At 57.9% G+C, this 26,776-nt stretch carries 26 protein-coding genes and 1 tRNA gene; 9 read left to right on the forward strand and 18 right to left on the reverse strand.

Annotation, left to right across the window (positions count from 1 at the left end; genetic code table 11):
- A partial coding sequence (locus HHJ19_RS07550; RefSeq protein WP_296905516.1) for a class I tRNA ligase family protein occupies positions 1–1,437 on the forward strand: 1,437 nt, incomplete at its 5' end.
- A gap of 46 nt (positions 1,438–1,483) precedes the next feature.
- Here the strand turns inward: HHJ19_RS07550 and HHJ19_RS07555 are convergent.
- Positions 1,484–2,482, reverse strand: a complete 999-nt coding sequence (locus HHJ19_RS07555) for an NAD(P)-dependent oxidoreductase (protein WP_296905517.1) — start codon at positions 2,480–2,482, stop codon at positions 1,484–1,486.
- Between the two features lie 124 nt (positions 2,483–2,606).
- Here HHJ19_RS07555 and galU point away from each other — a divergent pair, with 124 nt between their 5' ends.
- Positions 2,607–3,503 (forward strand): UTP--glucose-1-phosphate uridylyltransferase GalU, encoded by an 897-nt coding sequence (gene galU, locus HHJ19_RS07560; RefSeq protein ID WP_296905519.1) that lies wholly within the window; start codon positions 2,607–2,609, stop codon positions 3,501–3,503.
- 38 nt (positions 3,504–3,541) lie between these two features.
- Here galU and HHJ19_RS07565 read toward each other — a convergent pair whose 3' ends face one another.
- The 3 genes from HHJ19_RS07565 to cysM all read right to left on the reverse strand — a co-directional run bounded on the left by HHJ19_RS07565 (position 3,542) and on the right by cysM (position 5,383).
- A complete protein-coding gene (locus HHJ19_RS07565) occupies positions 3,542–3,769 on the reverse strand; it encodes a sulfurtransferase TusA family protein (protein ID WP_296905521.1) in 228 nt (75 codons plus the stop codon).
- Positions 3,770–3,840: 71 nt separating this feature from the next.
- On the reverse strand, positions 3,841–4,380 hold the full coding sequence (locus HHJ19_RS07570) for an NUDIX hydrolase (protein WP_296905523.1): 540 nt from the start codon (positions 4,378–4,380) through the stop codon (positions 3,841–3,843).
- A gap of 100 nt (positions 4,381–4,480) precedes the next feature.
- Complete coding sequence (cysM, locus tag HHJ19_RS07575) at positions 4,481–5,383, reverse strand: cysteine synthase CysM (protein WP_296905526.1); 903 nt, start codon at positions 5,381–5,383, stop codon at positions 4,481–4,483.
- Positions 5,384–5,423: 40 nt separating this feature from the next.
- On the opposite strand from cysM, the gene HHJ19_RS07580 reads away from it, so the two are divergent.
- Positions 5,424–5,508, forward strand: a tRNA-Leu gene (locus HHJ19_RS07580).
- Between the two features lie 661 nt (positions 5,509–6,169).
- Here the strand turns inward: HHJ19_RS07580 and HHJ19_RS07585 are convergent.
- Together HHJ19_RS07585 and HHJ19_RS07590 are read right to left on the reverse strand one after the other, a co-directional pair.
- Positions 6,170–7,084: a tetratricopeptide repeat protein gene (locus tag HHJ19_RS07585; RefSeq protein WP_296905528.1), complete on the reverse strand. Its 915-nt coding sequence runs from the start codon at positions 7,082–7,084 to the stop codon at positions 6,170–6,172.
- Between the two features lie 678 nt (positions 7,085–7,762).
- The gene (locus HHJ19_RS07590) at positions 7,763–8,302 is read right to left on the reverse strand and encodes a glycine zipper 2TM domain-containing protein (RefSeq protein WP_296905530.1); all 540 of its coding nucleotides are present in this window, start codon (positions 8,300–8,302) and stop codon (positions 7,763–7,765) included.
- Positions 8,303–8,704: 402 nt separating this feature from the next.
- Between HHJ19_RS07590 and HHJ19_RS07595 the strand changes: the two genes are divergently transcribed.
- Positions 8,705–9,694 carry an aldo/keto reductase gene (locus HHJ19_RS07595; RefSeq protein WP_296905532.1) on the forward strand — a complete coding sequence of 330 codons (990 nt, stop codon included), beginning with the start codon at positions 8,705–8,707 and terminating at the stop codon, positions 9,692–9,694.
- 298 nt (positions 9,695–9,992) lie between these two features.
- Here the strand turns inward: HHJ19_RS07595 and HHJ19_RS07600 are convergent, their stop codons facing one another.
- Positions 9,993–10,916, reverse strand: coding sequence for an NAD-dependent epimerase/dehydratase family protein (locus tag HHJ19_RS07600; protein WP_296905564.1), 924 nt, complete (start codon positions 10,914–10,916; stop codon positions 9,993–9,995).
- A 59-nt stretch (positions 10,917–10,975) separates the two neighbouring features.
- Here HHJ19_RS07600 and HHJ19_RS07605 point away from each other — a divergent pair, with 59 nt between their 5' ends.
- On the forward strand, positions 10,976–12,016 hold the full coding sequence (locus HHJ19_RS07605) for a CDP-6-deoxy-delta-3,4-glucoseen reductase (protein ID WP_296905534.1): 1,041 nt from the start codon (positions 10,976–10,978) through the stop codon (positions 12,014–12,016).
- A gap of 93 nt (positions 12,017–12,109) precedes the next feature.
- Here the strand turns inward: HHJ19_RS07605 and HHJ19_RS07610 are convergent, their stop codons facing one another.
- Positions 12,110–12,445 carry a hypothetical protein gene (locus tag HHJ19_RS07610; protein WP_296905535.1) on the reverse strand — a complete coding sequence of 112 codons (336 nt, stop codon included), beginning with the start codon at positions 12,443–12,445 and terminating at the stop codon, positions 12,110–12,112.
- A 103-nt stretch (positions 12,446–12,548) separates the two neighbouring features.
- Here HHJ19_RS07610 and HHJ19_RS07615 point away from each other — a divergent pair, with 103 nt between their 5' ends.
- Positions 12,549–13,469, forward strand: coding sequence for a tripartite tricarboxylate transporter substrate binding protein (locus HHJ19_RS07615; RefSeq protein WP_296905566.1), 921 nt, complete (start codon positions 12,549–12,551; stop codon positions 13,467–13,469).
- Positions 13,470–13,604: 135 nt separating this feature from the next.
- Here HHJ19_RS07615 and HHJ19_RS07620 read toward each other — a convergent pair whose 3' ends face one another.
- The 8 genes from HHJ19_RS07620 to HHJ19_RS07655 form a co-directional block, all read right to left on the reverse strand.
- A complete protein-coding gene (locus tag HHJ19_RS07620; RefSeq protein WP_296905537.1) occupies positions 13,605–14,321 on the reverse strand; it encodes an ABC transporter ATP-binding protein in 717 nt (238 codons plus the stop codon).
- A gap of 14 nt (positions 14,322–14,335) precedes the next feature.
- The gene (locus tag HHJ19_RS07625) at positions 14,336–15,103 is read right to left on the reverse strand and encodes an ABC transporter ATP-binding protein (protein WP_296905539.1); all 768 of its coding nucleotides are present in this window, start codon (positions 15,101–15,103) and stop codon (positions 14,336–14,338) included.
- Between the two features lie 11 nt (positions 15,104–15,114).
- Entirely contained in the window at positions 15,115–16,200 is a 1,086-nt protein-coding gene (locus HHJ19_RS07630; RefSeq protein WP_296905541.1) for an ABC transporter ATP-binding protein, read from the reverse strand.
- 45 nt (positions 16,201–16,245) lie between these two features.
- Positions 16,246–17,175: a branched-chain amino acid ABC transporter permease gene (locus HHJ19_RS07635; protein ID WP_296905544.1), complete on the reverse strand. Its 930-nt coding sequence runs from the start codon at positions 17,173–17,175 to the stop codon at positions 16,246–16,248.
- A gap of 266 nt (positions 17,176–17,441) precedes the next feature.
- Positions 17,442–18,749 (reverse strand): replication-associated recombination protein A, encoded by a 1,308-nt coding sequence (locus HHJ19_RS07640; protein WP_296905546.1) that lies wholly within the window; start codon positions 18,747–18,749, stop codon positions 17,442–17,444.
- A gap of 57 nt (positions 18,750–18,806) precedes the next feature.
- On the reverse strand, positions 18,807–19,454 hold the full coding sequence (lolA, locus tag HHJ19_RS07645) for an outer membrane lipoprotein chaperone LolA (protein WP_296905548.1): 648 nt from the start codon (positions 19,452–19,454) through the stop codon (positions 18,807–18,809).
- A gap of 2 nt (positions 19,455–19,456) precedes the next feature.
- Complete coding sequence (locus HHJ19_RS07650) at positions 19,457–21,796, reverse strand: DNA translocase FtsK (protein WP_296905550.1); 2,340 nt, start codon at positions 21,794–21,796, stop codon at positions 19,457–19,459.
- A 77-nt stretch (positions 21,797–21,873) separates the two neighbouring features.
- Positions 21,874–22,551, reverse strand: a complete 678-nt coding sequence (locus HHJ19_RS07655; protein WP_296905552.1) for a Crp/Fnr family transcriptional regulator — start codon at positions 22,549–22,551, stop codon at positions 21,874–21,876.
- Positions 22,552–22,713: 162 nt separating this feature from the next.
- On the opposite strand from HHJ19_RS07655, the gene trxB reads away from it, so the two are divergent.
- The 3 genes from trxB to rpmG all read left to right on the forward strand — a co-directional run bounded on the left by trxB (position 22,714) and on the right by rpmG (position 24,269).
- The gene (trxB, locus tag HHJ19_RS07660) at positions 22,714–23,658 is read left to right on the forward strand and encodes a thioredoxin-disulfide reductase (RefSeq protein WP_296905554.1); all 945 of its coding nucleotides are present in this window, start codon (positions 22,714–22,716) and stop codon (positions 23,656–23,658) included.
- 198 nt (positions 23,659–23,856) lie between these two features.
- Positions 23,857–24,090, forward strand: a complete 234-nt coding sequence (rpmB, locus tag HHJ19_RS07665) for a 50S ribosomal protein L28 (RefSeq protein WP_011802583.1) — start codon at positions 23,857–23,859, stop codon at positions 24,088–24,090.
- Between the two features lie 11 nt (positions 24,091–24,101).
- The gene (gene rpmG, locus HHJ19_RS07670) at positions 24,102–24,269 is read left to right on the forward strand and encodes a 50S ribosomal protein L33 (RefSeq protein ID WP_296905558.1); all 168 of its coding nucleotides are present in this window, start codon (positions 24,102–24,104) and stop codon (positions 24,267–24,269) included.
- 337 nt (positions 24,270–24,606) lie between these two features.
- Here rpmG and HHJ19_RS07675 read toward each other — a convergent pair whose 3' ends face one another.
- Both HHJ19_RS07675 and HHJ19_RS07680 read right to left on the reverse strand, forming a co-directional pair.
- Positions 24,607–25,806, reverse strand: coding sequence for a fatty acid desaturase (locus HHJ19_RS07675; protein WP_296905560.1), 1,200 nt, complete (start codon positions 25,804–25,806; stop codon positions 24,607–24,609).
- 158 nt (positions 25,807–25,964) lie between these two features.
- On the reverse strand, positions 25,965–26,776 hold an 812-nt coding region (locus HHJ19_RS07680), incomplete at its 5' end, for an RsmB/NOP family class I SAM-dependent RNA methyltransferase (protein ID WP_296905562.1).

Here is a 26,776-nt window from a genome sequence, read left to right on the forward strand (position 1 = left end):
TATTCATCCGCCCTCGTGCCCTTTTCTTCGCTGGGCTGGCCCGAAAAAACCAAAGAACTAGACCTCTTTTTGCCATCCAGCGTGCTCGTCACCGGCTACGACATCATCTTTTTCTGGGTCGCCCGGATGATCATGATGACGACGCATTTCACCGGCCAGGTACCGTTCAACCATGTGTACATCCACGGCTTGGTGAAAGATGCGCAGGGCAAGAAGATGAGCAAATCGGAAGGCAATGTGCTCGACCCGGTGGACCTGATCGACGGCATCGAACTGGCGCCGCTGCTGGACAAGCGCTCGCAAGGCCTGCGCAAGCCTGAGACGGCGCCGCAGGTGCGCAAGAACACCGAGAAGGAATTTCCGGCCGGCATCCCAGGCTATGGCGCCGATGCCCTGCGCTTTACCTTTGCCTCGCTCGCCAGCCTGGGCCGCAGCATCAACTTTGACAGCAAGCGCTGCGAAGGCTACCGCAACTTTTGCAACAAGCTCTGGAACGCCACGCGCTTCACGCTGATGAACTGCGAAGGCCAGGACTGCGGCCTGAATGAACACAGCAAGGAACAATGCGCACCCGGCGGCGAGTTTGAAAACTACCTGAGCTTTTCGCAGGCCGATCGCTGGATTTCATCGACCATGCAGCGCGTCGAGCTTGACGTTGCCAAGGGCTTTCTGGAGTACCGACTGGACAACGTGGCCGGCCGCATTTACCAGTTTATCTGGGACGAATTTTGCGACTGGTATCTGGAAATTGCCAAGGTGCAGATCCAGACCGGCAGCGGCGCGCAAAAACGCGCGACGCGCCGTACGCTGATCCGCACGCTCGAAGGCATTCTGCGTCTGGCGCATCCGGTGATTCCTTTCATCACCGAGGAACTCTGGCAAAAAGTGGCGCCCGTTGCAGGGAAAACCGGCAAGTTCATCGGCGTGGCGTCTTACCCGCAAAGCCAGCCCGAGAAAATTGATCCGCACGCCGAGGCGCATGTGGTCAAGCTCAAGACTCTTGTCGACGCCTGCCGCAATCTGCGCGGCGAAATGAAAGTTTCTCCCGCCACACGGCTGCCGCTGTTTGTGCTGGGCGATACGGCGTTCATGAATAGCGCGGCTCCGGTACTCAAGGCACTCGCCAAACTCAGCGAAGTCAAGGTCTTCGAAAGCGAAACCGCCTGGGCCGCTGCCGCCGAGGCCGCGCCGGTGGCCGTGGTCGGTGAAGCGCGGGTCTGCCTGTACATGGAAGTGGATGTGGCTGCGGAAAAAGCGCGCCTGGGCAAGGAAGCCACGCGCCTGGAAACCGAGCTGGTCAAGGTCCAGGCCAAGCTGGCCAACGAAACCTTTGTGGCCAAGGTGCCACCCGCGGTGCTGGAGCAGGAGCGCAAACGGCTGACGGAATTCACCGCAACCCTGGAAAAGATCAGAGGTCAGCTGGAGCGGCTGCAATAAGCTGTCCGCTTCCACCTTGCAAGGGGCGCCTTAGTTGCTGCCCGGTTCAGCGGGGAGCCACATCCTGGCACTCCAGCCCAGCAGGCGCAGGAACGTAGATCGGCTTGATGAACGGGCTTTCGCTGTCTGGCTGCAGGCTGATTGCCTCATGTATACGGTGCGCAACAAACCAGCTGGCGCGCAGCCGCGCTTCACGCGTGTGCGAACTCAGCCGTGGAGTGACAAACAGGTTCTTCAGGCCCTTGAGTGGCGAGGTTTCGCCCTGAAAACCTGCCTCGGCACCATCAAGAATGCAGGCCTCCATGCGACCGTCGCACAGTGCCGCAGCCAGCGCACGCTGGTCAAACAACTCGCTGCGGCTGATGCCCACCCACAGCTGGCCGTGTTTGCAGGAGGCCAGCAGTTTGTCGTTGACAAAGCCCCGAAAACGCGCCGCATACGGCATTTGCACTGAAACCGCATCGGCCTGACCGACCAGATCGGGCAGCGAGACCGGCTGAACCTTCAAGAGGTCCCAGATCGGCGCTGTGTGGTGGACTGCGGGGTCGTAGCCGATCACGCGAACACCCAGGCCGGTCAGCATGCCCGCCAGGATCCGCGCAGTCGGTGCCAGACCCAGGATACCTACCGTGCTGCCATGCAGCTCGCGCCCCACCTGCGTCGTGGGGTGTCTGCGCCCCATCAGCGCCGATACGACGCCGCGACGGTACAGCAACAAAAGACTGCTCAGCAGATATTCCGCATTGGAGCGGACATGGGCACTGCTGGCCTGAACCACCGTGACGCCCCGCTCGTTACAGGCCTCCAGGCTGGTGTTATCGGTACCGGCCTGAAGGCGGCCAACCGCCTTGAGCATGGGCAGAAAATCGAGCAACTCGCGGGTCACCACGGTTTGCTGGGGGAAAACGATGGCCCGGGTTTTGTAGGCGGCCTTGCGCAGGGCCACAAGGTCGTCAGCAAGCTCGGGACGGTATTCCACGCTGTGCCTGGTTTCAAGCCAGGCCATGGCCTCAGGTATCAAGGCGTCAAGAAGTAAGATGTCCACTCGTCATTCCCTTTCCTTAAGACGCCGTGTTTGCGTACTTGGCGTATCCGCGGTCGGGCTCTGGTCCGACGCGCTGATTTGCCCTGCTGCGCAACACTTTGGTCTTCTCCCTCACTAACAGGCTATGCAGAAACTCACACTCACCAAAGCCGTTTTTCCGGTCGCCGGGCTAGGAACCCGTTTTTTGCCGGCCACCAAGGCCCAACCCAAGGAAATGCTTCCCGTCGTGGACAAGCCGCTGATTCAGTACGCGGTCGAAGAAGCGTATTCGGCGGGCATACGCCACATGATTTTTGTAACCGGACGCAATAAACGGGCCATCGAGGATCACTTTGACACCGCCTATGAACTGGAGAACGAACTGGAGATGGCGGACAAGCACGCACTTCTGTCGCTGGTGCGCTCCGTTCAGCCCGCCGACATGAATTTTTCCTACGTTCGCCAGCCCCGCTCGCTAGGTCTGGGTCATGCGGTGCTATGCGCCGAACACCTGGTCGGCCAAGAGGCTTTTGCCGTGCTTCTCGCTGACGACCTGATGGTGGGCCCCGTCGGCGGTCCGTCTGTGCTGGCACAGATGGCAGCGCAATTCGAGTCGATGCAGCAGTCGATCCTCGCCGTGCAGGAGGTGCCACCGGAACAGACACGGCGCTACGGCATTGTGGCCGTGCAGGCTGCGGACGCCGCCAACCCCGGGCTGATGAGGGTGCAAAGAATTGTCGAAAAACCGGCGCCCGAGGTGGCGCCGTCGCGCATGGGTGTTGCAGGTCGTTACATTCTCACGCCGGCAATTTTTGAGCACATTCGTCGTCAGGCGACCGGTGTCGGCGGCGAGATCCAGCTGACTGACGGTATCTCAAGCCTGCTTGGCGAGGAAGAGGTGTACGCCTTTCAATACCAGGGAAAGCGCTACGACTGCGGCAGCAAGGAAGGCTTTCTGGAAGCTACTGTTGAGCTGGCGCTTCAGCACCCGGAAGTGGGCGTGCACTTCCGCCATTACCTCAAAGGGCTGAAGCTGGACTGAGGCCGAAGCTACCGGGAGTAATCCCTCCGGCCCCGCGTTTAACGCCGCTTCAACACATGGATGAAGTCTTGGCCAGCCGCTTGCTGATCCACCAGTTCATTACCCGTTTGTTTGGCAAAGGCCTGAAAATCACGGGTGGAACCGGCATCGGTGGAAACCACGCGCAACAACTGGCCGCTGAGCATTTCAGCGAGCGCCTTTTTGGCTTTCAAAATAGGAAGCGGGCAATTGAGGCCGCGTGTATCAAGTTCTTTGTCGATGTTCATGGGGTCCTTGGAGTGGTTATTATCTTAAGCAATAACGCAGAAGCAACGCGGTCAGGGCACGGTTGCATGGGTCAATTTGGTGGGGGGTTTCCGCCGCGCTCCATAAACGCCGGCTCGTAGCCACGCGAACGCAGCCAGTCAGCCAGCGCATAACCGGTGCCTGCCGGCCAGCACTTGACTTTTTGCAGATCGAAAAGTTTGTACTCAACCAGCTCGGGTGACAGCCTGACCTCGCCCGTGCACACGGCGTGATAGGCAACGATCACCTGGTTCATGGCCTGGAAGTCGTAAACCCCGATCAGGCTGAGAGCCGTCGTTTCCAGATTGATCTCTTCCTTGACTTCGCGAGCAATGCCGGCCTGCGGGGTTTCATCGGCTTCCATGAAGCCGGTAATCAGCGCAAACATGCGGCTTTCCCACGCCGCATTGCGCGCCAGCAAAACCTTGCCCTGGTACTCGACCACGGCCGCCAGCACTGGCGTGGGGTTGTTCCAGTGGGTGAAGTCGCAGGCCGGGCAGCGCAGCCGCACCTTGAAGCCACTGTCCTCCAGTTGCTGCACCGGGGCCAGTGGCGTGGCGCAACTCGGGCAAAACTTGAATTCTGGCATCATCACTGGTTAGTTTCCTGAAACTTGATTGCTATTTTTTTAATAGCAATCAATGTCGATAAAACTTGGACAAGAACCACATTTCATTCATAAATCGTGGATTTCAGGCCGGAAACACACCGGTGGAGAGGTAACGATCACCACGGTCGCAGACGATGAAAACAATCAACGCGTTTTTCACCGTTTTAGCTATTTCCTGCGCCACCCAGCAGGCGCCCGCCGCAGAGATACCGGCAAAAATACCTTCCTCGCGCGCCATCCGGCGGCACATGTTTTCGGCGTCAAGCTGGCTGACCAGCACCAGCTCGTCCACGTTGCGCGGATCGTAAATCTTGGGCAAATATGCTTGCGGCCATTTGCGTATGCCCGGAATGCGCGAGCCTTCGCTGGGCTGCGCGCCGATGATCCTGATGGCCGGGTTTTTCTCCTTCAAAAAGCGCGAAACGCCGGTAATCGTGCCAGTGGTTCCCATCGCACTGACAAAATGTGTCACCTTTCCTGACGTATCTGTCCATATTTCGGGGCCGGTGGTTTCGTAATGAACACGCGGGTTGTCGGGATTGGCGAACTGGTCCAGCACCCGGCCTTTGCCCTCTTTCTGCATTTGCTCAGCCAGATCGCGCGAATATTCGATGCCCGCGCTTTTGGGTGTCAGGATTAGCTCGGCACCAAACGCCTTCATGGTCTGTGCGCGCTCAATGCTCAAATCCTCCGGCATGATGAGAATCATGCGGTAACCCCGGATGGCGGCAGCCATGGCCAGAGCGATGCCGGTGTTGCCCGAGGTAGCTTCAATCAGCGTGTCACCCGGCTTGATGTCGCCACGTTCCTCGGCGCGCCGAATCATCGCCAGCGCGGGGCGGTCCTTGACCGAGCCCGCCGGATTGTTTCCCTCCAGTTTTCCCAGGATGACATTGCAGCGTGCGGCGTTTTCAGCGGAGCCAATGCGTTGCAAGGCGACCAACGGTGTCTTTCCGATTGCATCTTCAATAGTTAAAAATTTCATACGCCACACTGTGCCATAATTTCGCTCTCGGCATTCCTCAGCCCGGGTGGTGAAATTGGTAGACGCAGGGGACTCAAAATCCCCCGCCGAAAGGCGTGCCGGTTCGATTCCGGCCCCGGGCACCATTTGATGGAATCAGACAGTCTCAGAGCCCTCAGAACTCGCATGTCTCCCAGGCATAGCGGGTTTTTTGTTGTCTCACACGGTTTCACTGTCGAACATGAGATACCCAAAAAATGATGGTATCTCCAGATATCAGCGTCATAGATACCAACAGGAGAACCTCATGGCGCTGACTGCCACATTCGTTAAGAATATCAAGCCCGGAACGGGCACCACAGCCTTGACGCTATTGAAGTGGTAGCCATTTCCTCAAAGAATTTCGCATGCGTTTTGCGATAGCGTTTTAATGAAGCACCGGATTTGACGACCGGATCAGCATTTTCTTTCTCATTTTATTCGCGTCAGCCGTCCACCAGCTCGCCAAACGGTCCATTGCGCACCGAATAGCCGGCATTTGGCACTGGGGTTGGCACCGTGACCAATAACACGGTGATGTTTGACTGGAGTGCGTTAATTAATGCTTCAGCCCGGGCATTGCAAAACACACATCAAGCTGATCGCCACGCTGCAAGGCATTGACGTGTTGGATACTCACAGGAAATTCCAACGCCAGCTTATGAAACGGAAAGTTGATGCAATTCTGGTTTGGCGAGTGGCCGACGCAGTATTGGAAGCGGTTTAACAACTGAATTTCTCAGTAACCTGTCAGAAGCCTCCCCCAAATTAGGTGTCCCAGTCGCTCCCACCTCCGGCGTCGCTACCTCCACCGTCATCCCATGAGTTGGTGTCATCGACACCAAAATTGGAGCCTCCCATGTCAGGATTGCTGTCGATGAGGGGCGGGGAGTTGTTGTGACCAAGGTTGCTGGATTGTCCAGTTGTTGGGTTGTGGTTTCCCATGAGGTTTCGACCAATTGCCTCAGCCGCCAATACACCAGCACCCACCGCCAAACCAGTGGCCACTCCACCCATGATTCGGCCTCCCATGCCACTCCCAGCCTGTGGTGGATAGCCGGGTGGCGGGCTGGTTGGCTGCGGTGGATAGCCGGGTGGCGCAACTCCTGCGCCGCCCATGCCAAAACTCTGTGGGCCATTCAGACCACCTTGATTTACGTAGCCGGCTTGCTGCGCCACGGGTGCCGCCGCCTTGCGGCGAAATAAGAGATAGCCGGCAACAATCACGCCTCCTGCCAGCAATAGAGGCAGGCCCCAGGAAAATGACGCCGAAGCGGGCGTTACGGGGGTGACAGACGCGGCGTAATTGGTTGCCGGACTACTCAAAGGCTTTGAATTCGTCTTGCCGGAGAGTTGTAAACGCAAAGCCTGGATCGTTTCAGATTTTGCAAATGGTAGGCCCGGAGACAACTTCTCGGCGGTGGCCAGCGACTCTCGAGCGAGGTCAAGTTTGCCTTGGCGCGCAAAGAGCTCAGCCTGCACAAAGTGCGCTTTTCCGCTTTTCGGATGATTAACCAGAACTTGCCGAATCATGACCTGTGCCTCGTCCAGCTTGCCTGCCTGGGCCGTGGCGTAAACCTGATTAAGGGTTGGCTCAGATTGAGCCATGGCAAAACTGAAACCCAACAACAGCGCTACAGCCAGCCACTGAACTACTTTTTTAACGATTGACCTATAAATCATTGATATTGCCTTGTAAGCAGAAATAGCCCTATGACGCGATTTTGTGTCTAATGACTAAAAAGCAAGGGTTAACGACCCACATTTATCGCATGCGTTGCAAATGGCATGGCTTGGGACAACGCCGCAAGGTAAAAGTAGCATGGCGCTCTGCACTTCTTGGCCCATTCCGCAGACCCGCTGGCACTCGGGCAACTTCGAACTGGAAGTTGAAATATGTCTACAGAAGCAGGTGAAGTCCACTAATACCTGCCAGCATAAATGATGTATCCCAACCATTCGCCATCAGCTTTTGGTTTTAAAACAAAAAAAGGCACGTCTTGCGAACGCGCCTTTTTTAACTTAAACAGCTTCAGCAGTTGCTGCGGTACTGGCCTCACCTCACCTCGCTTAACTTCACTTACTTCTTCACGGCCAAAGAATAAATTTTTTCGCAACCGTCAGCGTCCCAATGATTAAGTCGCGTTGGCTAACTGAGTCCGACATCCAAGCCCACTGCGGGTCTGATCTGCTCATGGGCGTTTTCTGAAAGGAATTATTGGAACCAAGTTCTGAGTGGCGCATCGCCACTTCAGCTTCGGTTTATGCAAGTACACGGCAAGAACCTCGATGGCTTACCTCACATTGCATATTCGTCCAGGCGACCGGTCTGCCTGGACGTTACCGGTCTACTGCAAAAACTTATGGATACCTTTTGGCGATTTCATTGCCAACATATCCGCCGCCCACCGCCCCAGCGATGGTTGCCAAGGTCTTGCCATTTCCGCCACCTACTTGATTGCCCAGCAATCCTCCGACAACCGCGCCGACGCCGATGCCAACAGGACTGTTGTGTGCAACCGGTGCTGGTGCCGGCGCCGGTGCCGGTTGCTGGTACGCGGGTGCCTGTGAATATTGTTGGCTGGGCTGCGCCTGTGCCTGCTGGACAGGAGGGTGACGGTGATGCACGACAGTTCTGTGCGTTACGACTTCGTTGTGAATCGCTGGGGCGGTTGCAAGCTTCTGCACAGGTGCGGGCACCGGTGCGACGGCCGCAGCCTGCGCGGTCATGCGGGCAGTTTCCGCAGCGGTAATGCGCGCCGTTTCTGCGGCGCTTGCATGCGAATTCGGTAAAACTCCAGTCATGGCGGCCATGCCCAATAGGCTCACGAGCATGACGGACACTGCAGCGCCCGCCATCAAAGGATGGATGCGGTACTTCGACGGTTGATTCATTTCCATTTAATACTTCCTGTTGTGAAAAATCCGAATGACGGCTTGTAGTTCTATAACGCGCCACTCGACTTGAAAATTGACAACGAAAATATTTCAAACGTAACCAAATTCAACAAGCGCCAAGTTCCAGATTCGTTCTACGCGCCCGGCGCAGTCTCTCAATTTAAAGCCAGCGAAAGGCCAAAAGTCAAAAAGCCAATAGCTGAGTAGATTTATCTACAGTTGCTGATTCAAAAATGAGCCAGCTGCCCTGCCTCAATATTGAGTCGACAGGATGGGGGGGTGCAATCTTCAATTCGCGCCGACAGACTACGTTGTGAATACCTGACAGACGACAGAAGGAAATCAAAAACTTCAATAGCCTGATGGTTTGATTTTCCTAACAATCCCCTTTTGGAGAACCCGTTTATGCAATACAGACGTCTTGGTCACAGCGGCCTTCAAGTCAGCGAGCTTTCACTGGGATCGTGGGTCACGTATGCCAATCAGGTCAACGTCAAGGCAGCCAAGGAAATGCTGGCGCTTGCGATGGACAGCGGTGTCAACTTCTTTGACAACGCAGAGGTTTATGCCAGCGGCGAAAGTGAGGAAGTCATGGGCGAGGCCATCAAGGCGCTCAAATGGCCGCGCTTGAATTACATCGTATCGACCAAGTTTTACTGGGGGCTAACTGAGCCAGACGCAAAAGCTGTGACGGTCAACCGCAAAAATACCCTCAATCGCAAATATTTGATGCAGGCCATTGACGGCTCGCTCAAGCGCATGAACCTGGACTTTATCGATCTCGTTTACTGTCACCGTCCGGACGCGCTGACACCGATTGAAGAAACCGTGCATGCCATGAGCGACATGATCACCCAAGGCAAGGCGCTCTATTGGGGCACCAGTGAATGGTCGGCCGATGAAATCCGCGCGGCTTGGTCCATCGCCGACAGGCACCATTTGCACAAGCCCTTGATGGAGCAGCCACAGTACAACCTGTTTCACCGCAAGCGGGTAGAGCATGAATATGCGCGACTGTGTGAGGATATCGGGCTGGGACTCACCACATGGAGTCCACTGGCTAGCGGATTGCTCACAGGCAAGTACCGCAACGGTGTGCCCAAAGGCAGCCGCGGCGCGCGAAAAGATATGGGCTTTTTGGTCAAGGGCTTGACGGACGATGCCAAGAACTCTGCGGTTACCCGGCTCGAAGTTCTGGCCGAAGAGCTGGACTGCACCATGGGCCAACTGGCAATTGCCTGGGCTGCTCACAACCCGCGTGTCAGTACCGTTATTACTGGCGCGTCAAAAATTGAACAGTTACGCGACAATTTGGCGGCCGCGGACGTAATTGCCAAGCTCACGCCGGATGTGATGGCGGCAATTGACGAAATTACAGCTTCTCTGGCGGACTGACGCGTTTGTGTTTTTCAAGTGGTTTGAAATCAGCTCGTCATGGGCTGTGGCCAGGGTGCGCTTCTGGTATCGGCAGGTTCGAATTCCATGGCGGGCCAAGAAGCCAAACTAACTGACCACCGTGCAACGGGTGCTGCGCCGAGTGCCCTCTTCATGAATCACGGCATCGCGCACGACGAAGAAGGCTCGAACCGCACCGTCGGCACCGCGTTCATCAACCGCAACGTGTTTCACGATGGCTAGTTTGACTGCGTCAGCAATATCCAGCTCGGCCAGCGCTACCCGCTGTGAACGGACCTCAGGCGCGCAAACCTTCAGTCACCGTGGGGTAGCGCAGCGCCAGCCGCAACTCCTTCTTCAGCCGCTGGTTGTCCAGCTGCCGCGACTCGCTCATAAAACTGAGCAGCATCAGGCTCAACTGCTGAGAGGCAGCGTCACGCGCCACCCGTGGCGGACGCGGCAGCCGGTAAAGATCGGCTGCCAGATCGAAGTAATCTCCCATCAGCAGCCGCGTGTCGTCGCTCGCGTGGGTGATGCGCTGCGGCTTGCCGCGCCAGAGGGCCGCGAGACAGGCTCGCGCTAAATCGTCGGCGTGGATGTGGCTGGTGTAAACGTCGTCTTCCCGGCGCAGTACGGGCGTGCCCTTGAGCAGCCGTGCGCGCGGTGTGCCGCCTTCACGGTCAGGCGCGTAAATGCCAGGAATGCGCAGGATATGCACCGGCGTTCCAGTGGCGCGGCCGAACAGGCGAACCTGGGCTTCGGCATGCACGCGGCGCTGGGAGCGCGGCGTGTGCGGGTTCAGGCGGCGCGTCTCGTCGACCCGCTCGCCGCCACAATCACCATAAACACCACTTGTTGAACCATAGACCAGCGACATCGGCAAGCTGCGCAGACGCAAAGCCCGTAGCAGCGCCAGCGTTCTAGGGTCGCTGCGCCAGTTGGGGTTGTCGCCCGGCGGCGGCGCCAGATGCACCACCCGCGTCGCCAGACCGGCCAGCCGGCGCAGGGTGGCAGGCGCATCCAGATTGCCTTGCAGGGGCGTGATGTGCGCCCGCCGCAGCGCTTCAACGCGTTCGGCAGACGAAGTAAGCGCGATCAGTTTGAGGCGGGACGGCAGTTGCCGGGCGACACGCAGGCCGACATCGCCACAGCCAACAATCAGCACCCGTTGCCGGCGGAAACGAAAAGGCAACGCGCCAAGGGGGTTCAGGTTTGAAGGCAAAATTGGGGACGGCTGGATAACCAGCCCGGTCAAGTCATGGAACCCCAAGGATACAGAAAATGAGTTTCAACGTAAGCGTGTTACCCAGTGGGCGCAGCTTTAGCGCCAAGGTCGACGAGCCCTTGCTGGCGGCCGCCATCCGCCAGGGCATTGGCCTGCCCTACGGTTGCAAGGACGGCGCATGCGGCTCCTGCAAATGCAAAAAGCTCGAAGGCACCGTCATCCACGGCACCCACCAGCTCAAGGCCTTGTCGGCCGAGGAAGAGGCCGACGGATTCATCCTGACCTGCTGCGGCGTGGCGCATTCCGACGTGGTGATTGAATCGCGTCAAGTGACGGATGAAAGCGCCTTCCCGGTCAGAAAAATGCCTTCGCGGGTCAGCAGCATGGTGCGGGCATCGCACGATGTGATGGTGATTCGCCTGCAGCTGCCCGCCAGCGACGTGCTCAAGTACCATGCCGGCCAGTACGTGGAGATCCTGCTGCGTGATGGTGACCGACGCGCCTATTCCATGGCCAACGCGCCGCACACCCAAGCCGAGACACCGGGCTTGGAACTGCACATTCGCCATATGGCGGGGGGCAAATTCACCGACCATGTTTTTGGCGTGATGAAGGAAAAGGAAATCTTGCGGATTGAAGGCCCTTACGGCAGCTTCTTCCTGCGTGACGACAGTGACAGGCCGATCGTATTGCTCGCCTCAGGCACTGGCTTTGCGCCCATCAAGGCACTGATCGAGCACATGCAGTACAAGGGCATCGAGCGCTCCGCCGTGCTCTACTGGGGCGGCCGGCGCCCGGCCGATTTGTATATGAACGACTGGGTGCGGGCCAAAATGGCCGAAATGCCCAATCTTCGCTACATCCCGGTGATTTCCGACGCCTTGCCGGAAGATCACTGGACCGGCCGTACCGGCTTTGTGCACAAGGCGGTTCTCGAAGATTTTGCCGACCTCGCAGGTCACCAGGTCTATGCCTGCGGCGCACCGATCGTGGTGGAATCGGCCAGAACCGAATTCAGCACGCTGGCAGGCTTGCCGGTTGAGGAGTTTTTTGCCGACTCGTTCACCACGGAAGCGGACAAGGCAAAAACGGTGTGAATCGTGTGTGGCTTGGTCGGGCGCTGGCAGTGCTATCATAAAAATAGCATTGAGTGCGGATAGTCAAAGGACTACCGGCACTTTTAATTGGATTTAAGTCAATTCTGCCTTCTTGGATGACGCAGCCGTCTGACGGTCGTTTTTTTGCCGGTCAATCGCTTTCCTGGCGTGGTTTGCTTCGTGGAGAAGATGACGGCGTTCGGCCTGCATCGCCTTGCCGTCGGGCTTGGCCCGGGCTTCATCGGCAGCAATCCTGGCTTCGCGCTTGTCAAACTGGTTGATTTTTCTTGCACTCAACTGGCCTGAAGCCACGCCCTGATCAATACGCTTTTGCTGGTTAACCTGGCGCTGATCAATCCGGGGCGTCGCCAACAGATCTTTGGGCGCAGGTGCAGGCGTCTGCGCAAAGACAGCACACAATAGCGCCATGAAAACTGATGCGATCTTCTCCCTGCCCTTCAATATAAAAACGTTCACCGCCACATGCGCGCTGCTGGTCAGCACCTTTGCCGCCGTTCTCTCCCCATCCGCCATGGCGCAAGGCAATTCGCCCTCCGGCAAGATCATGCGCATCATCGTGCCTTACGCTGCAGGCGGACCGATTGACGTGACGGCCCGCCTGATGGCCGACGGGGTGAAGAGTTCGCTGGGCACCGTGATCATCGAAAACCGCCCCGGTGCGGGCGGCAACATCGGCGTTGACGCGATCGCAAAGGCAGCGCCCGACGGCCTGACCATCGGCATCGCCGCCGTTGCCACGCACGCCATCAATCCGTGGCTCTACAGCAAGTTGCCCTATAACGCCACGACCGATTTCGCACCCATCACACAAATGGTACGCGTGCCCAACGTGCTGGTGATGAATGCCGAAACGGCGCGTCGCCTGAACATCAACTCACTGGCCGACCTCATCAAGTATGCGAAGGCCAACCCGGCCAAGCTCAATTACGCCAGCGGCGGCAACGGCAGCGCGGGGCATCTGGCCGGTGAAATGTTCAAGGCGCAGGCCGGTATTTTCGCGCTGCACATTCCTTACAACGGCGGCAACCCGGCTCAGCTTGCGCTGCTGAGCGGTCAGGTCGATTTTAACTTTGACAACCTGGCCACTGCGTCGAGCAACATCAAGGCTGGCAAGCTCAAAGCGCTGGCGGTGACGACAGCCAAACGCAGCGCCTTCCTGCCCGACGTACCTGCCGTGGCGGAAACGCTCAAAGGTTTTGAGATCGACACCTGGTGGGGACTGGTGGCGCCGGCTGCTACGCCCCGGGACGTGGTGGACAAACTCAACCAGGCCTTCGTCGCCGCGCTGAGTTCACCTGAAGCAAAAACCCGCTTTTCCACGCTGTTGGCAGAACCGGTCGCCAACACACCTGAACAGTTTGGCGCTTTCATGAAAAGCGAACTCATCAAGTATGAAAAAGTGGTGAAGGCTTCTGGCGCCCGGGTGGATTGATTCCATGGGTCGGCTGTACCGACACCGCCCTGTTCACCTGCCCGGCCAGCCAAGCCGGGAAGCGTCTGGCCCGCTACGAATTCAATAGCAAAAAGTAACCGTACTCATTGGACCAGACCCTTAAAACTCCTGAAACTATTCACCCAGATAGGCAGCCCGGACCCGCGGGTCATTGAGCAGGGTTTTGGCCTCGCCATTCATGGTGACATTGCCAGACTCCATTACATAGCCCCGGTTTGCAATGCCGAGCGCGCGGCTGGCGTTCTGCTCGACCAGCAGGACCGTTGTGCCCACAGCTGACACGTCGCGCACCACTTCAAAAATCTTGTCCACCATGATGGGCGACAGTCCCATCGACGGCTCATCAAGCAGCAGCACCTTCGGCCGGCTCATCAGCGCGCGACCCATGGCAAGCATTTGCTGCTCGCCACCCGACATGGTGCCGGCCAGTTGGTCCTTGCGCTCGCGCAGGCGCGGAAACAGCACAAACATCTTTTCAATGTCGGCGGCGATGCCAGCATTGTCGCTGCGGACATAGGCGCCCATCTGCAGGTTTTCAATGATGGTCATGCGGGCGAAGACACCCCGACCCTCGGGCACCATGGCCAGGCCTTCCTTCACCAGATCCCAGGCGCCGCGCCCCTTGATGCTTTTGCCCAGATATTCGATGTCGCCGGCGAGCATCGGCAGGCTGCCGGTGATGGCCTTCATGGTGGTGGTCTTGCCGGCGCCGTTGGATCCAATCAGCGTGACCAGTTCACCCTCCTGAACCTCGAAGTCAACGCCCTTGACAGCCTGGATGCCACCGTAGGCCACTTTGAGACCCGTCACTTTGAGCAGTGTTTTTGCCATGGTTTTTGTTCCCTTTAATGACCTGTACCCAAATAGGCAGTGATCACTTTTTCATTTCTCTGCACCTCGGCAGGCGCGCCTTCGGCAATCTGTTTGCCATAATCAAGAACAGTCACCCGGTCACACAGACCCATGACCAGCTTCACGTCATGTTCGATCAGCAAGATAGTCCGGTTGTCCTTGCGGATCTGGTCGATCAGCTCGCGCAGCTGAATCTTTTCAGTCGCATTCATTCCGGCCGCGGGCTCGTCCAGCGCAATCAGCTGCGGGTCGGTGGCCAGCGCCCGGGCAATTTCCAGGCGTCGCTGGTCGCCGTAACTCAGGGTGCGCGCCTTGTAGTCGGCGTACTTGCCGATACCCACGTAGTCGAGCAATTCATGGGAACGCTTGGCAATGGCCGCTTCTTCATGCCTGAAACCCGGCGTACGGAAAACCGCGCCCAACAGGCCGGATTTGGTGCGGATATGGCGACCGACCATCACGTTTTCCAGTGCCGTCATGTCGGCAAACAGGCGGATGTTCTGGAAGGTCCGGGCAATACCGGCCTTGGCCACTTCATGCACCGCGGTGGGCTTGTAAGGCTTGCCCGCCAGCTCAAACGTGCCGCTGTCGGGCGTATAGAGCCCCGTCAACACATTGAAAAAAGTAGTCTTGCCGGCTCCATTGGGGCCGATCAGGCCATAGACCTGGCCGCGTTCGATTTTGATGCCGACATCACTGAGGGCTTGCAAGCCACCGAAGCGTTTGGAAACACCGGAGACATTGAGAATGGTTTCGCTCATATCCATTCTCCTTAAACTTTGACAGCCTTGGCCAGCGACTTGCCGTGCTCCGGCGCAGGCCAGAGCCCGCGCGGACGCAACAGCATGATGACGATCATGGCCAGCGCGATCAAGAGCTGGCGCAAAATCGCGGAGTCGAGCCGGCCATCGGTCATGGCTTGTAGCGGACCGGCCACATGGCGCAGCACCTCCGGCAGCGAAGCCAGCAGCAAGGCCCCAAGAATGACGCCGGGCAAATAACCGATGCCGCCCAGCACCACCATGGCCACAATCATGATGGACTCCATCAGACTGAAAGACTCGGGCGAGACAAAGCCCTGGAAGGCGGCGAACATGGCGCCCGACACACCGCCAAACGTGGCGCCCATGCCGAATGCCAGCAATTTCATATTGCGGGTATTGATGCCCATGGCCTTGGCGGCAATTTCGTCTTCGCGGATCGCCATCCAGGCGCGTCCAATGCGCGAGTTCTGCAGCCGGTGGCTGATAATCACTGAAATGATCACCAGCGCCAGGAACAGGTAGTAGTACATCGACACCGAGTTGACTGCAAAGCCGAAGAACTCATGCTGCTTGCCCAGATCGAAACCGAAAAACTTCATTGAGTCGATCTGGTTGATGCCTTTGGGGCCGTTGGTCAGGTTGATGGGGCGATCCAGGTTGTTCAGGAACACCCGGATGATTTCGCCAAAGCCCAGTGTCACGATCGCCAGATAGTCGCCGCGCAGCTTGAGTGTTGGCGCGCCCAGCACCACACCAAACAGTCCGGCCAGGGCGGCCGCCGCCGGAATGGCGGCCCAGATGGGCAGGTGGAGTCCTTCGGGAAAAGCTGCGGCAATCGCCGGAAACGCCTCCGCCAAGTGGGGCGATCCGAGCAGCGCAAACAGGTAAGCACCCAGCGCAAAGAACGCCACGTAGCCGAGGTCGAGCAGGCCGGCGTAGCCCACGACGATGTTCAGGCCCAGGGCGAGCAGCACATACAGCAACGTCATGTCGACAATGCGCACCCAGGCATTGCCGCCCTGTTGCAGCAGCAGGGGCAGCACCAGCAGTGCGATGCCAGCAATTAAAAAAGTAACTAGTTTATTGGATTTCATCAGAATTTCTCCTTGTTTCGGCTTGTCGGGGACTTGGGTCAAGGGCTATGCCCGGTCCGCCACACGTTCACCCAGCAAGCCCGAAGGACGCAGTGTGAGCACAAAAATCAGCACGATGAAGGCAAAAATATCGGAGTACTGGCTGCCTAGCACCCCCCCCGTCAGCGGGCCGATATAACCTGCACCGATGGATTCAATCAACCCCAGCAAAATACCGCCCAGCACGGCACCGCCCAGGTTGCCAATGCCGCCAAACACGGCTGCGGTAAAAGCCTTGAGACCGGGCAAAAAACCCATAGTGTGCTGCACGGTTCCGTAGTTGGAGGCATACATCACGCCGGCCAGCGCCGCCAGCACGGCGCCGATGATGAAGGTGGCGGAAATCACCGTATCCGGCCGCACGCCCATCAGCGCTGCCACGCGCGGGTTTTCGGCGGTGGCGCGCATGGCGCGGCCCAGTTTGGTGTAATGAACCAGCCACATCAGCGCCGACAGCGATACCGCCGTGGCGCCGAGGATGAAAAGCTGCGTCACGGTGATCACCGCGCCGCCAACCTGAAAAGGCTCGGAAGGCAACAGCGTCGGATAAGGTTTGTAGTTGGGCTTCCAGATGATCATGGCCAGCGTCTGCAGCAACAACGACATGCCGATGGCGGTGATCAGCGGCGCGAGCTTTGGGGAGTTGCGCAGCGGCCGGTAGGCAATTTTTTCGATCGTGAAATTCAGCGCGCCGCACACCACAAAGGCAATCAACAGTGAAATCAGCAAGATCAGCCAGCCGGGCGCGGCCGGCATCGCCTCCTGCATCCAGCGGATGATGGTCCAGCTGGTGAGCGCGCCCACCATCAGAACCTCGCCATGCGCAAAGTTGATCAGGTTGATGATGCCGTAGACCATGGTGTAGCCCAGGGCGATCAGGGCATACATGCTGCCCAGAACCAAACCATTGATGATCTGCTGTAGCAATATTTCCATAACACTCTCCGGTTTGATTGAACTTGGCAGCTTCGCTCGCGTTGCCGCATACCAGGATCACCAGTAACGCCCGCGCATTTACAAAAGCTAACAAAAAGCCCGCCTATCAAATCCAGATGACTGGTGAAGGTGGCGAGCTAATGCGCGAATTGTAGCGATAGGCAACTAGCGAGAATCGCGCCAGAGAATCAGTTTTCGCCGGGTTTACCCTTGAGATAATTCAAATCTCGTGACGACGGGGGTTTATCAGCAGATTTTGTTTTGCATCAGTTTTTCTGATTGTTCTTTGCTTTTAACTCATTGAGCTTATCGGCAATCCGGATCTCCAGCCCCCGGTTGACCGGCCGATAAAAGCCTGGCGCGGCCATGCCTTCCGGAAGGTAGTTCTCGCCGGCGGCAAATCCGTCTTCTTCGTCGTGCGCGTACCGGTAATTCTTGCCGTAGTCCAGTTCCTTCATCAGCTTGGTGGGCGCATTGCGCAGGTGCATGGGCACAGGCCTGGTGCCGTCTTTCTTGATGAAGGCCTTGGCTTCATTAAAGGCCTTGTAGACCGCGTTGGACTTGGGCGCAACCGCCAGATATACAACGCATTGGGCCAGCGCCAGCTCTCCTTCAGGCGAACCGAGCCGTTGATATACCTCGGCTGCGTCGAGCGCCATGCGTAGCGCGCGCGGATCTGCCAGACCGATGTCCTCGCTCGCCATCCGGATGAGCCGGCGCGCCATGTATTTGGGCTCCGCACCACCGTCAAGCATGCGCATGAACCAGTAAAGTGCCGCGTCGGGGTCGGATCCGCGCACCGATTTGTGCAGGGCGGAAATGGTGTCGTAAAACTGCTCTCCGCCCTTGTCATAGCGGCGCAGTCGCTCGCCCAGCACCTTGAGCAGCCAGGCATCACTGACGTCGCTGATCTTCTCCGCCCTGGCTGCCACGCTGAGGGATTCAAGGGTGTTGAGCAAACGCCGGGCATCGCCATCCGCGTAGGCAACAAGCCGCTCGACCGCTTCATCCGCTATCGTTTCTATAGCTGGAAGTACTCGTTCTTGCTGGACCCTGAGCACAATTTTTTTCAAATCCGCATCCGTGAGCGGTTGCAGCACATAAACCACGGCGCGAGACAGTAGAGCCGAGTTGACCTCGAACGACGGGTTTTCGGTGGTGGCGCCGATAAAGGTGAACAGGCCGCTTTCCACATGCGGCAAAAAAGCATCCTGCTGGCTCTTGTTGAATCGGTGCACCTCATCAACAAATACGATGGTGCGTTTCCCGTGTCCATCGCCCTGCCCTTGCCAAATGCTGGCCTGCTCGACCGCCTCGCGAATCTCCTTGACGCCGCCCAGCACAGCGGAAATGGTGATGAAATGTGCATCAAAACTGTTGGCCATAAGCCGCGCAATGGTGGTTTTTCCGACGCCCGGTGGCCCCCACAAAATGCAACTGTGCGGCTCGCCGGATTCAAAGGCAATGCGCAGCGGCAGGCCCTCACCCAGCAAATGCTGCTGGCCAACGACTTCACCAAGGTTTTTCGGGCGCAAGCGTTCGGCTAGCGGCGGGTGGGATGCGGGGGTCGCCATAATGGTCTTACGCTACGCTGTAACGGGGCGTTACACCCAGGTCATGAACTTCTCGACTTACTGCCTGATCACATCCGCCCCTTTGGGCGGTTTGAACTGAAACGTGTCGCTAGGCAAATTCGGGTTGACTTCAAGCTTGCTGAAGCTCAGCACCGAGCGCTGGCCAAAGCTGTCAAGAATCTCCAGCGCAGCCAGCACGGCGGGTTTCTCGTCAGCGCGAAAGCCCACGCGCACGGTCTGCAACTGCCCGTCCCTGGCCTTGGGCGTGGCGACAACCCACTGCAAACCATCTTTTTCAGGCGCTGCCGTCAGCGTGAAATCGGCCTGCAGGGCACGCAGATCGGGCGCAGCCGCAATCAGGGCGGCCGGCGTCGAACCCAGTACCGCAGACTGCTTCCTTGCCGTGACTTGGTTCAGGTCGGTGTCATACAACCACAGCGTCTGGCCGTCAGCGACGATGCTTTGCTCAAACGGTTTCTTATAGATGAACTTGAAACGATTGGGCCGCGAGAATTCAAAAGTCCCGCTGGAAGTCTTGCTGCGCGCGGACTGGCCTTCTTTGGCCGGAGCTGTCACCACCTGGGTAAAGTCGGCCCGGCCGCTGCTAACTGTCTTGACGAAGCCTTCAAGGCTTTCCAGCCCGTTCGCCCAGGAGGAATGGGCAAAAACAGCTATTAATACGGTAGCAAAAAAGTTTTTTATCATCTCTATTCTGCCCTTGTGGGCACCAATATTTCGCGCTGGCCGCTGCCACTCATGGCGCTGACCAGACCGGCATTTTCCATGTCTTCAACCAGCCGTGCAGCGCGGTTGTAGCCGATCTTCAGATGGCGCTGAACCAGCGAAATGCTGGCCTTGCGGTTCTTCAGTACAACTTCAACGGCCTGGTCATACATCGGGTCTTTTTCCGCAGCGCTCGCTTCGCCGCCCAGCTCGCCGCCTTCGCCATCCACCGTACCGCCTTCGAGCAGGCCGTCAATATAGTTGGGCTCGCCTTGCTGCTTGAGGTAGGCAACGACCCGGTGCACTTCATCGTCGCTCACAAACGCACCATGCACCCGAATTGGAAAGCCTGTACCACTTGGCATGTAAAGCATGTCACCCATGCCGAGCAGGGCTTCGGCGCCCATCTGGTCAAGAATGGTGCGGCTGTCGATCTTGCTGCTGACCTGGAATGACAAGCGCGTCGGAATGTTGGCCTTGATCAAACCGGTAATCACGTCGACGCTGGGGCGCTGGGTGGCCAGCACCAGATGAATGCCGGCGGCACGGGCTTTTTGCGCCAGCCGGGCAATCAGTTCCTCAATCTTCTTGCCGACCACCATCATCAGGTCGGCCAATTCGTCAATCACCACGACAATATACGGCAGGCGCTCCAGCGGCTCGGGCTGCTCGGGCGTCAGGCTGAAGGGGTTATAAATGAATTCGCCGCTGGCCTTTGCCTCATCGATCTTGATGTTGTAGCCCGCCAAATTGCGCACACCCAGCTTGCTCATCAGCTTGTAGCGTTTTTCCATTTCGGCCACGCACCAGTTCAGGCCGTGGGCGGCCTGGCGCATGTCGGTCACCACCGGGGCCAGCAGATGCGGAATGCCTTCGTAAACACTCATTTCCAGCATCTTGGGATCAATCAGCAGCAGCCGCACGTCGCGCGCGTCCGCCTTGTAAAGCAGGCTCAAGATCATCGCGTTGATACCGACCGATTTACCAGAACCGGTGGTGCCGGCGACCAGGCAATGCGGCATTTTGGCCAGGTCGGCGACAACGGCATTGCCGGCAATGTCCTTGCCCAGGCCGATGGTGAGCATGGACTTGGCTTCGTTATAGGCCTGCGAACCGAGAATTTCGCTGAGCTTGATCGACTGGCGTTTGGCGTTTGGCAGCTCCAGCGCCATGTAGTTTTTCCCCGGAATGGTCTCGATCACGCGGATGGAAACGAGGCTCAGCGCGCGCGCCAGGTCCTTGGCCAGGCTGACCACCTGCGAGCCCTTGACCCCCGTGGCAGGCTCGATCTCATAACGCGTGATGACGGGGCCCGGCGCGGCCGCCACCACCCGCACTTCGACGCCAAAGTCCTTTAGTTTCTTTTCGATCAGCCGCGAGGTCATTTCCAGGGTTTCAGGCGCCACGGTTTCCTGCCGCAGCAAGGCACCATCGAGCAGGTTGACCTGTGGCAGTTTGGAATCGGGCATTTCGGTAAACAGCGGCTTTTGCCGCTCCTTGGCGACGCGTTCGCTTTTCGGAATATCCAGCAGCGCAGGCTCTATAAATACCGGCACGGGGTGCTGCGCCTTGATCTCGACGCGCTCGTCGATCAGTATTTCCTCACGCTCGCGGGCTGCCTTCTTGCCAATGTCCAGGTCAGCGGCAATCTCGCGCTTTTCGCGTCGCGAGGTGATGAAATTATCAAGGAAGGCACCCAGCGCCAGCGCCACGCGAGCCCACGAAAATTTGAAGACGCTGGAGACGGCAATCACGCCGAGCGCGATGAAAACCAGGCCGGAACCGGCAAAACCCAGCCACTTCACGCCCAGACTGCCCACCAAGTAGCCGAGGGCGCCGCCCGCATGTCCAGGCAGGCGGGATTCGAAACGATACAGCCGCGACCATTCGAGCGCGGCGCTGGCCAGGAGCAAGAGCAGCAGGCCCAGCCAGAATCTGACACGAGAGGCCTGCCGGGATTTTTCCGATGCCAGCGGCTCACTGCGAAGTCCATGCGCCAGTGACGACAGCCAGACCCGGCACCCCGCAGCCAGCGCCCACCAGGCAGAAAAACCCAACAGGAAATAGCTGGCATCGGCCACCCATGCTCCCAGATGCCCACCCCAGTTCCGGGCAGCAAGCTGAACGCCACTGGCGGTTTCCGCAGTTCCCGAGGTCGACCAGGCAGCGTCCTGCGGCGAATAGCTCAAGAGGGCCGCCAGCCAGAAAACAAGCCCCACCAGGCTCAAAATGAGGCTGACTTCATGGGCAAAACGTTTAACGCCGCCAGGCGCGCTTGCGGCCGGAGAGTTTCGGGAATTCAGGGTATCAAGTGAGTAAGTCATAAGCCGCCTTTGAGCTTACCGCAGTTAGAGGGGGGTAAGAGGGTGCGGCCGGCAGCAACTTTTGTAAGCGCTTGCAGTCAGGAAAGCGACTGGATCTGCTCTTTAACCAGAAGCGAACCGTCATCACGCGTTTCAATGAATCCCCGCTCTTCAAGATCTTTCATCACCCGGCTGACCATCTCGCGGGACGCGCCGACCATCTTGGCCAGATCCTGGCGCGAAACCTTGTCACGAATCACGACATGGCCGCCGCCATTTTCACCGGCGAACTCCAGCAGCGCCCGGGCGACTCGTCCATACACATCCATCAGAGCAAGGGATTCGATTTTGCGGTCCGCACGGCGCAGCCGCTGCACCAAACCCTCCAGCACTGCGTAAGCCATCGAGCCGTTCTCGGGCAGGCAGCGCGCAAACTCCAGCCGGCCGAGAGTCAGCGCATCGGTCTGGACCTCGGCGACCACGGACGCTGAGTGGGGAGCATCATCGATCAGGCTCATCTCACCGACGTAGTCACCCGGATACATCGTCGCCAGAATGACTTCGCGACCGCGGACGTCGCTACTGATGACACGGGCCCGTCCCGTCAGGATGATGGTCAGCGCATTGGATTTTTTCCCCTGCTCAACGATCGGCTCACCCCGCTTGAAGCGACGCTTGCCCACGGCATCCGCTACGGAGGCTGCCTGAAGGGCCGTCAACCTGGAAAAAAGAGGCACCCGGCGAATCAGTTCCAGGTTGGAAACCATTGTTGTCATATCAACTTCCTCCAAACCTCACAACCGACAGCCGTCGCGTGATTTCTTACAATGTGGTTTCACTCGCAAAAAGCGGAATACCGTCAAAGAATGCCCTTTGCGAAACACTTGCGCGACCTGACTCTACCTGAGTTCCAACACTTTCCCACCAAGTTATTCATCATGAAACATTCCAGAGTTCTCATTCTTGGCTCAGGCCCCGCAGGCTACACCGCGGCCGTGTACGCGGCACGCGCAAACCTTGCCCCGGTATTGATTACTGGCATGGCGCAGGGCGGCCAGCTGATGACCACCACCGATGTCGATAACTGGCCCGCCGATGTGGATGGCGTGCAGGGACCAGACCTGATGCAGCGCTTCTTGGCCCACGCGGAACGCTTCAAAACCGAGATTATCTTTGACCACATCAATCAGGTGGACCTGAGCAAGCGCCCTTTCACGCTGACTGGCGACAGCGGCAGCTACACCTGCGACACGCTGATCATCACCACTGGCGCGTCCGCTAAATACCTGGGACTCGAATCGGAAACCGCCTTCATGGGCCGGGGCGTTTCGGGCTGCGCGACCTGTGATGGTTTTTTTTACCGCAACCAGGAAGTTTGCGTCGTGGGGGGCGGCAATACCGCCGTGGAAGAAGCCCTTTACCTGTCCAATATTGCCAGTAAAGTCACGTTGGTGCACCGCCGCGACACCTTTAAGGCTGAGGCCATCCTGATTGACAAGTTGCACGAAAAAGTGGCGGCTGGCAAGATTGAACTCAAGCTGCACCATACGCTGGACGAGGTGCTCGGGGATTCTTCAGGCGTGACCGGCGTGCGACTGAGAAGCGTCAGGCATGACGCCACACAAGACCTTGCGCTGCAGGGCTGCTTCATCGCAATCGGCCATCAGCCCAACACCGGTATTTTTGCCGGCCAGCTGGAAATGAAAGATGGCTACATCATCACCAAAACCGGTCTGCAGGGGTTTGCCACCATGACCAGCATACCCGGCGTGTTCGCCGCCGGCGACGTCCAGGATCATGTGTACCGGCAGGCCATTACAAGCGCCGGCACCGGCTGCATGGCCGCGCTGGATGCGCAGCGCTTTTTGGAGCAAAACGCATGAGGACGACGCACCGGGTAGCAGCGCGGCGCGGCGCGGCCTGCTTCCCCGCATGCAGACAGTCGCTGAAGGGCCTGATTTTGGAGAATTCTGTTTTCGGGCTATAATTTGCGGCTTAGCTGAGCATTCGTAGGGTCTGTCCAGTACAGGCCCGATCGGTTTTTAGCATCCTATTTCTAATTTTTTACGGAGAGTGCGCTCATGGCACGCGTCTGTCAGGTAACGGGCAAAGGCCCGATGGTGGGAAACAATGTTTCTCACGCAAACAACAAAACCAAACGTCGGTTCATGCCCAACCTGCAGTACCGCCGTATCTGGGTCGAAAGCGAAAACCGCTGGGTGCGCCTGCGCATCACTGCAGCTGGTCTGCGCTTGATTGATAAAAACGGTATCGATGCAGTCCTGGTGGACCTTCGCGCCCGCGGTGAAGTCTAAGGAGAACCATCATGGCTAAAGGCGGACGCGAAAAAATCAAGCTGGAATCAACAGCTGGCACCGGTCACTTCTACACGACCACGAAGAATAAAAAAACCACGCCTGACAAAATGCTGATCATGAAATTTGATCCAAAAGCACGCAAGCATGTGGAATATAAAGAAATCAAGCTGAAATAATTCAGTCCGGTCTTCGCAGCGTCTTTGCGCTGCCAGAAAACCCGCTCTCAACCAGCGGGTTTTTTTATGTCTGCAGCGTTTTGAACAGGTTTTAGTTTGCGCGATGAAAGTTCCGTCTCAGAGGCGTGATGCCTAAAAGCAAAAAGTGCGGTGGTACGCGGAGAAACTGCTCCGCTCTACGCTCTACGCTCTGCGCCTTCAAGGCGTAAAAAAAGCAGCCTGCGTCGGGGGCTCGAAAAAATGCAGGCAATATGTCGGTCCGACAAATAAAAAGCCGTCGCAGCGAATAAACACTGCGACGGCTTAAAGGATTTTCGTCTGACCGGATCAACCAATATCAAGTACGGGCGGCCCGCAGCTTGATCGAGAACTCGCGAAGCGCGGCGATACCGCTTTCTTCGGCCCGGTGGCACCATGCCTGAAGATCGGCAGCAAGCTGCTCGCGCGAAGCCGACGTGCTGAGCCACATCTGACGCAGCTCCTCGCGCATGACGACCATCTTGTCCAGCACGGGATGCTCTGCCCTGGCTTGCGCAATTTGGGACCTTGCCGCTTCAGGAACCTTGTCGTCATCACGGTGAAGCCATCGAGTGGCCACGCGCAACAGGGACACATCGGCCTTCCTTGCTTGCAGCTTCGCAATTTCAGCTTTTCCAGCACGGCGCAGTTCACGCGAGAATCCTGCCATTACTTCGTAGCGATGCGCAATCAGCGCCTCCAGCGTTTTCTCGTCAGCAACCGGCTGTATGGCACCCAGGCGAAGCCGTGGCGGCACTTTCTTGACAGCCGCCAGGCCAACCATTTCCATGGCCCGGATATAAACCCAGCCGATATCAAATTCGTAGGGCTTCACGGAAAACTTGGCCGACGTGGGATAAGTGTGGTGATTGTTGTGCAGTTCCTCGCCGCCAATGATGATGCCCCAAGGGGAAATATTGGTGCTGGCGTCCGGCGCTTCAAAGTTGCGATAGCCCCAGTAATGGGCAATGCCATTGATGATGCCGGCCGCAGTCAGCGGAATCCAGGCCATCTGCACCGCCCATACAGCCAGGCCAGCCGCACCAAACAGCGCCAGATTGATGATCATCATCAGGCCAACGCCTTGCCAGCTGAAGCGCGTGTAGACATTGCGTTCAAGCCAGTCACTGGGCGTGCCATGACCAAACTTCTTCATCGTTTCCAGGTTTTTGGTTTCAGCCCGGTACAGTTCGGCACCGGTCCAGAAAACCGTTTTGATACCGCGCGTCTGAGGGCTGTGCGGGTCTTCGGCGGTTTCGCATTTCGCGTGGTGTTTTCGGTGAACCGACACCCACTCCTTGGTCACTTGTCCCGTGCCCAGCCAGAGCCAAAAACGGAAAAAATGCGAGGGAATGGCGTGCAGATCCATCGCGCGGTGCGCTTGATGGCGGTGCAGATAAATCGTCACGCTGGCAATCGTGATATGAGTCGTCACCAGGGTGTACAGCACAATCTGCCACCAGCTTGCAGCCAGCAGACCATGAGCCAGCCAGTCAAGGGTGGCATCAAAAAACATCATATAAGTCCTTCAAACAATCTGCGCCAGCAGCGCATTCGAGACCTGTCTCCAGGGCCGCATTTGACAACCTGAAATTATAAGTTGCCAGACACATAAACGCAAAACGCTTCGCCACGGTTTGCACAGCTGAAACCTCTGCGCAAACTACTCACCAAAGATCAGAGCTTTTGCCACACGGCCGCAAAAAACCCGTCGGTGTGGTGCTGGTAAGGCCACAGACGGAGGTAGGGTCCGCGACAGAGTTTGTCAGCATTCTCCACCCCTATATGGGTCAACAAGGGCGCAGCTTCAAGCAGCGTGAAATCTTTATTCGCAGCGCTGAATGCTTCAGCAATCGCCTCATTTTCCTGGCGCAGGATGCTGCAAGTGGCATAGACCAGCCGTCCACCTGGTTTCAATAGCCGCGCAGCACTTTGCAAAATGGCGGTTTGCTTGGCGGTCAGCTCTTCAATCGCCTTGGGGTTGTGCCGCCATTTCAGGTCAGGATTGCGCCTGAGGGTGCCCAGACCCGAGCACGGCGCATCGACCAGCACACGGTCAATCTTGCCCGCCAGCCGTTTGATGCGGTCGTCCCGTTCATGCGCGATCGCCACGGGATGCACATTGGACAGTCCGCTGCGCGCCAGCCGCGGCTTGAGCGCTGCGAGCCGGTGCGCGGAGGTGTCAAAAGCATACAGCCGACCGGTATTGCGCATGGAAGCACCGAGCGCCAGGGTTTTTCCGCCTGCACCGGCACAAAAATCAACCACCATCTCGCCGCGCTTCGCATCCACCAGCAGGGCGAGCAGTTGCGAGCCTTCGTCCTGCACCTCAATGGCGCCGCGAGTAAAGGCGTCCAACTTGCCGAGCTGCGACTTGTCGGCCAGCCTCAGTCCCCACGGCGAGTATGGCGTCGCTACTGTTTTAATAGCTGACTTGGCAAGCTCCTTCTGAACGTCAGCGCGTTTATCCTTCAGGGTATTGACGCGCA

The sequence above is a fragment of the Polaromonas sp. genome, assembly GCF_012927415.1.
In the GTDB taxonomy this organism is placed as follows: domain Bacteria; phylum Pseudomonadota; class Gammaproteobacteria; order Burkholderiales; family Burkholderiaceae_C; genus Polaromonas.

Bases quoted from the DNA above. Each gene is read 5' to 3' on its own strand.
- rpmG (WP_296905558.1), top strand. From the start codon at position 24,102: ATGGCTAAAGGCGGACGCGAAAAAATCAAGCTGGAATCAACAGCTGGC.
- HHJ19_RS07640 (WP_296905546.1), bottom strand. From the start codon at position 18,749: ATGGCGACCCCCGCATCCCACCCGCCGCTAGCCGAACGCTTGCGCCCG.
- HHJ19_RS07620 (WP_296905537.1), bottom strand. From the start codon at position 14,321: ATGGCAAAAACACTGCTCAAAGTGACGGGTCTCAAAGTGGCCTACGGT.
- HHJ19_RS07615 (WP_296905566.1), top strand. From the start codon at position 12,549: ATGGCGCAAGGCAATTCGCCCTCCGGCAAGATCATGCGCATCATCGTG.
- HHJ19_RS07565 (WP_296905521.1), bottom strand. From the start codon at position 3,769: ATGAACATCGACAAAGAACTTGATACACGCGGCCTCAATTGCCCGCTT.
- HHJ19_RS07655 (WP_296905552.1), bottom strand. From the start codon at position 22,551: ATGACAACAATGGTTTCCAACCTGGAACTGATTCGCCGGGTGCCTCTT.
- trxB (WP_296905554.1), top strand. From the start codon at position 22,714: ATGAAACATTCCAGAGTTCTCATTCTTGGCTCAGGCCCCGCAGGCTAC.
- HHJ19_RS07590 (WP_296905530.1), bottom strand. From the start codon at position 8,302: ATGGAAATGAATCAACCGTCGAAGTACCGCATCCATCCTTTGATGGCG.
- rpmB (WP_011802583.1), top strand. From the start codon at position 23,857: ATGGCACGCGTCTGTCAGGTAACGGGCAAAGGCCCGATGGTGGGAAAC.
- HHJ19_RS07610 (WP_296905535.1), bottom strand. From the start codon at position 12,445: ATGGCGCTATTGTGTGCTGTCTTTGCGCAGACGCCTGCACCTGCGCCC.
- HHJ19_RS07585 (WP_296905528.1), bottom strand. From the start codon at position 7,084: ATGATTTATAGGTCAATCGTTAAAAAAGTAGTTCAGTGGCTGGCTGTA.
- lolA (WP_296905548.1), bottom strand. From the start codon at position 19,454: ATGATAAAAAACTTTTTTGCTACCGTATTAATAGCTGTTTTTGCCCAT.
- HHJ19_RS07625 (WP_296905539.1), bottom strand. From the start codon at position 15,103: ATGAGCGAAACCATTCTCAATGTCTCCGGTGTTTCCAAACGCTTCGGT.
- HHJ19_RS07650 (WP_296905550.1), bottom strand. From the start codon at position 21,796: ATGACTTACTCACTTGATACCCTGAATTCCCGAAACTCTCCGGCCGCA.
- HHJ19_RS07595 (WP_296905532.1), top strand. From the start codon at position 8,705: ATGCAATACAGACGTCTTGGTCACAGCGGCCTTCAAGTCAGCGAGCTT.
- HHJ19_RS07675 (WP_296905560.1), bottom strand. From the start codon at position 25,806: ATGATGTTTTTTGATGCCACCCTTGACTGGCTGGCTCATGGTCTGCTG.
- HHJ19_RS07570 (WP_296905523.1), bottom strand. From the start codon at position 4,380: ATGATGCCAGAATTCAAGTTTTGCCCGAGTTGCGCCACGCCACTGGCC.
- HHJ19_RS07630 (WP_296905541.1), bottom strand. From the start codon at position 16,200: ATGAAATCCAATAAACTAGTTACTTTTTTAATTGCTGGCATCGCACTG.
- cysM (WP_296905526.1), bottom strand. From the start codon at position 5,383: ATGAAATTTTTAACTATTGAAGATGCAATCGGAAAGACACCGTTGGTC.
- HHJ19_RS07635 (WP_296905544.1), bottom strand. From the start codon at position 17,175: ATGGAAATATTGCTACAGCAGATCATCAATGGTTTGGTTCTGGGCAGC.
- HHJ19_RS07605 (WP_296905534.1), top strand. From the start codon at position 10,976: ATGAGTTTCAACGTAAGCGTGTTACCCAGTGGGCGCAGCTTTAGCGCC.
- galU (WP_296905519.1), top strand. From the start codon at position 2,607: ATGCAGAAACTCACACTCACCAAAGCCGTTTTTCCGGTCGCCGGGCTA.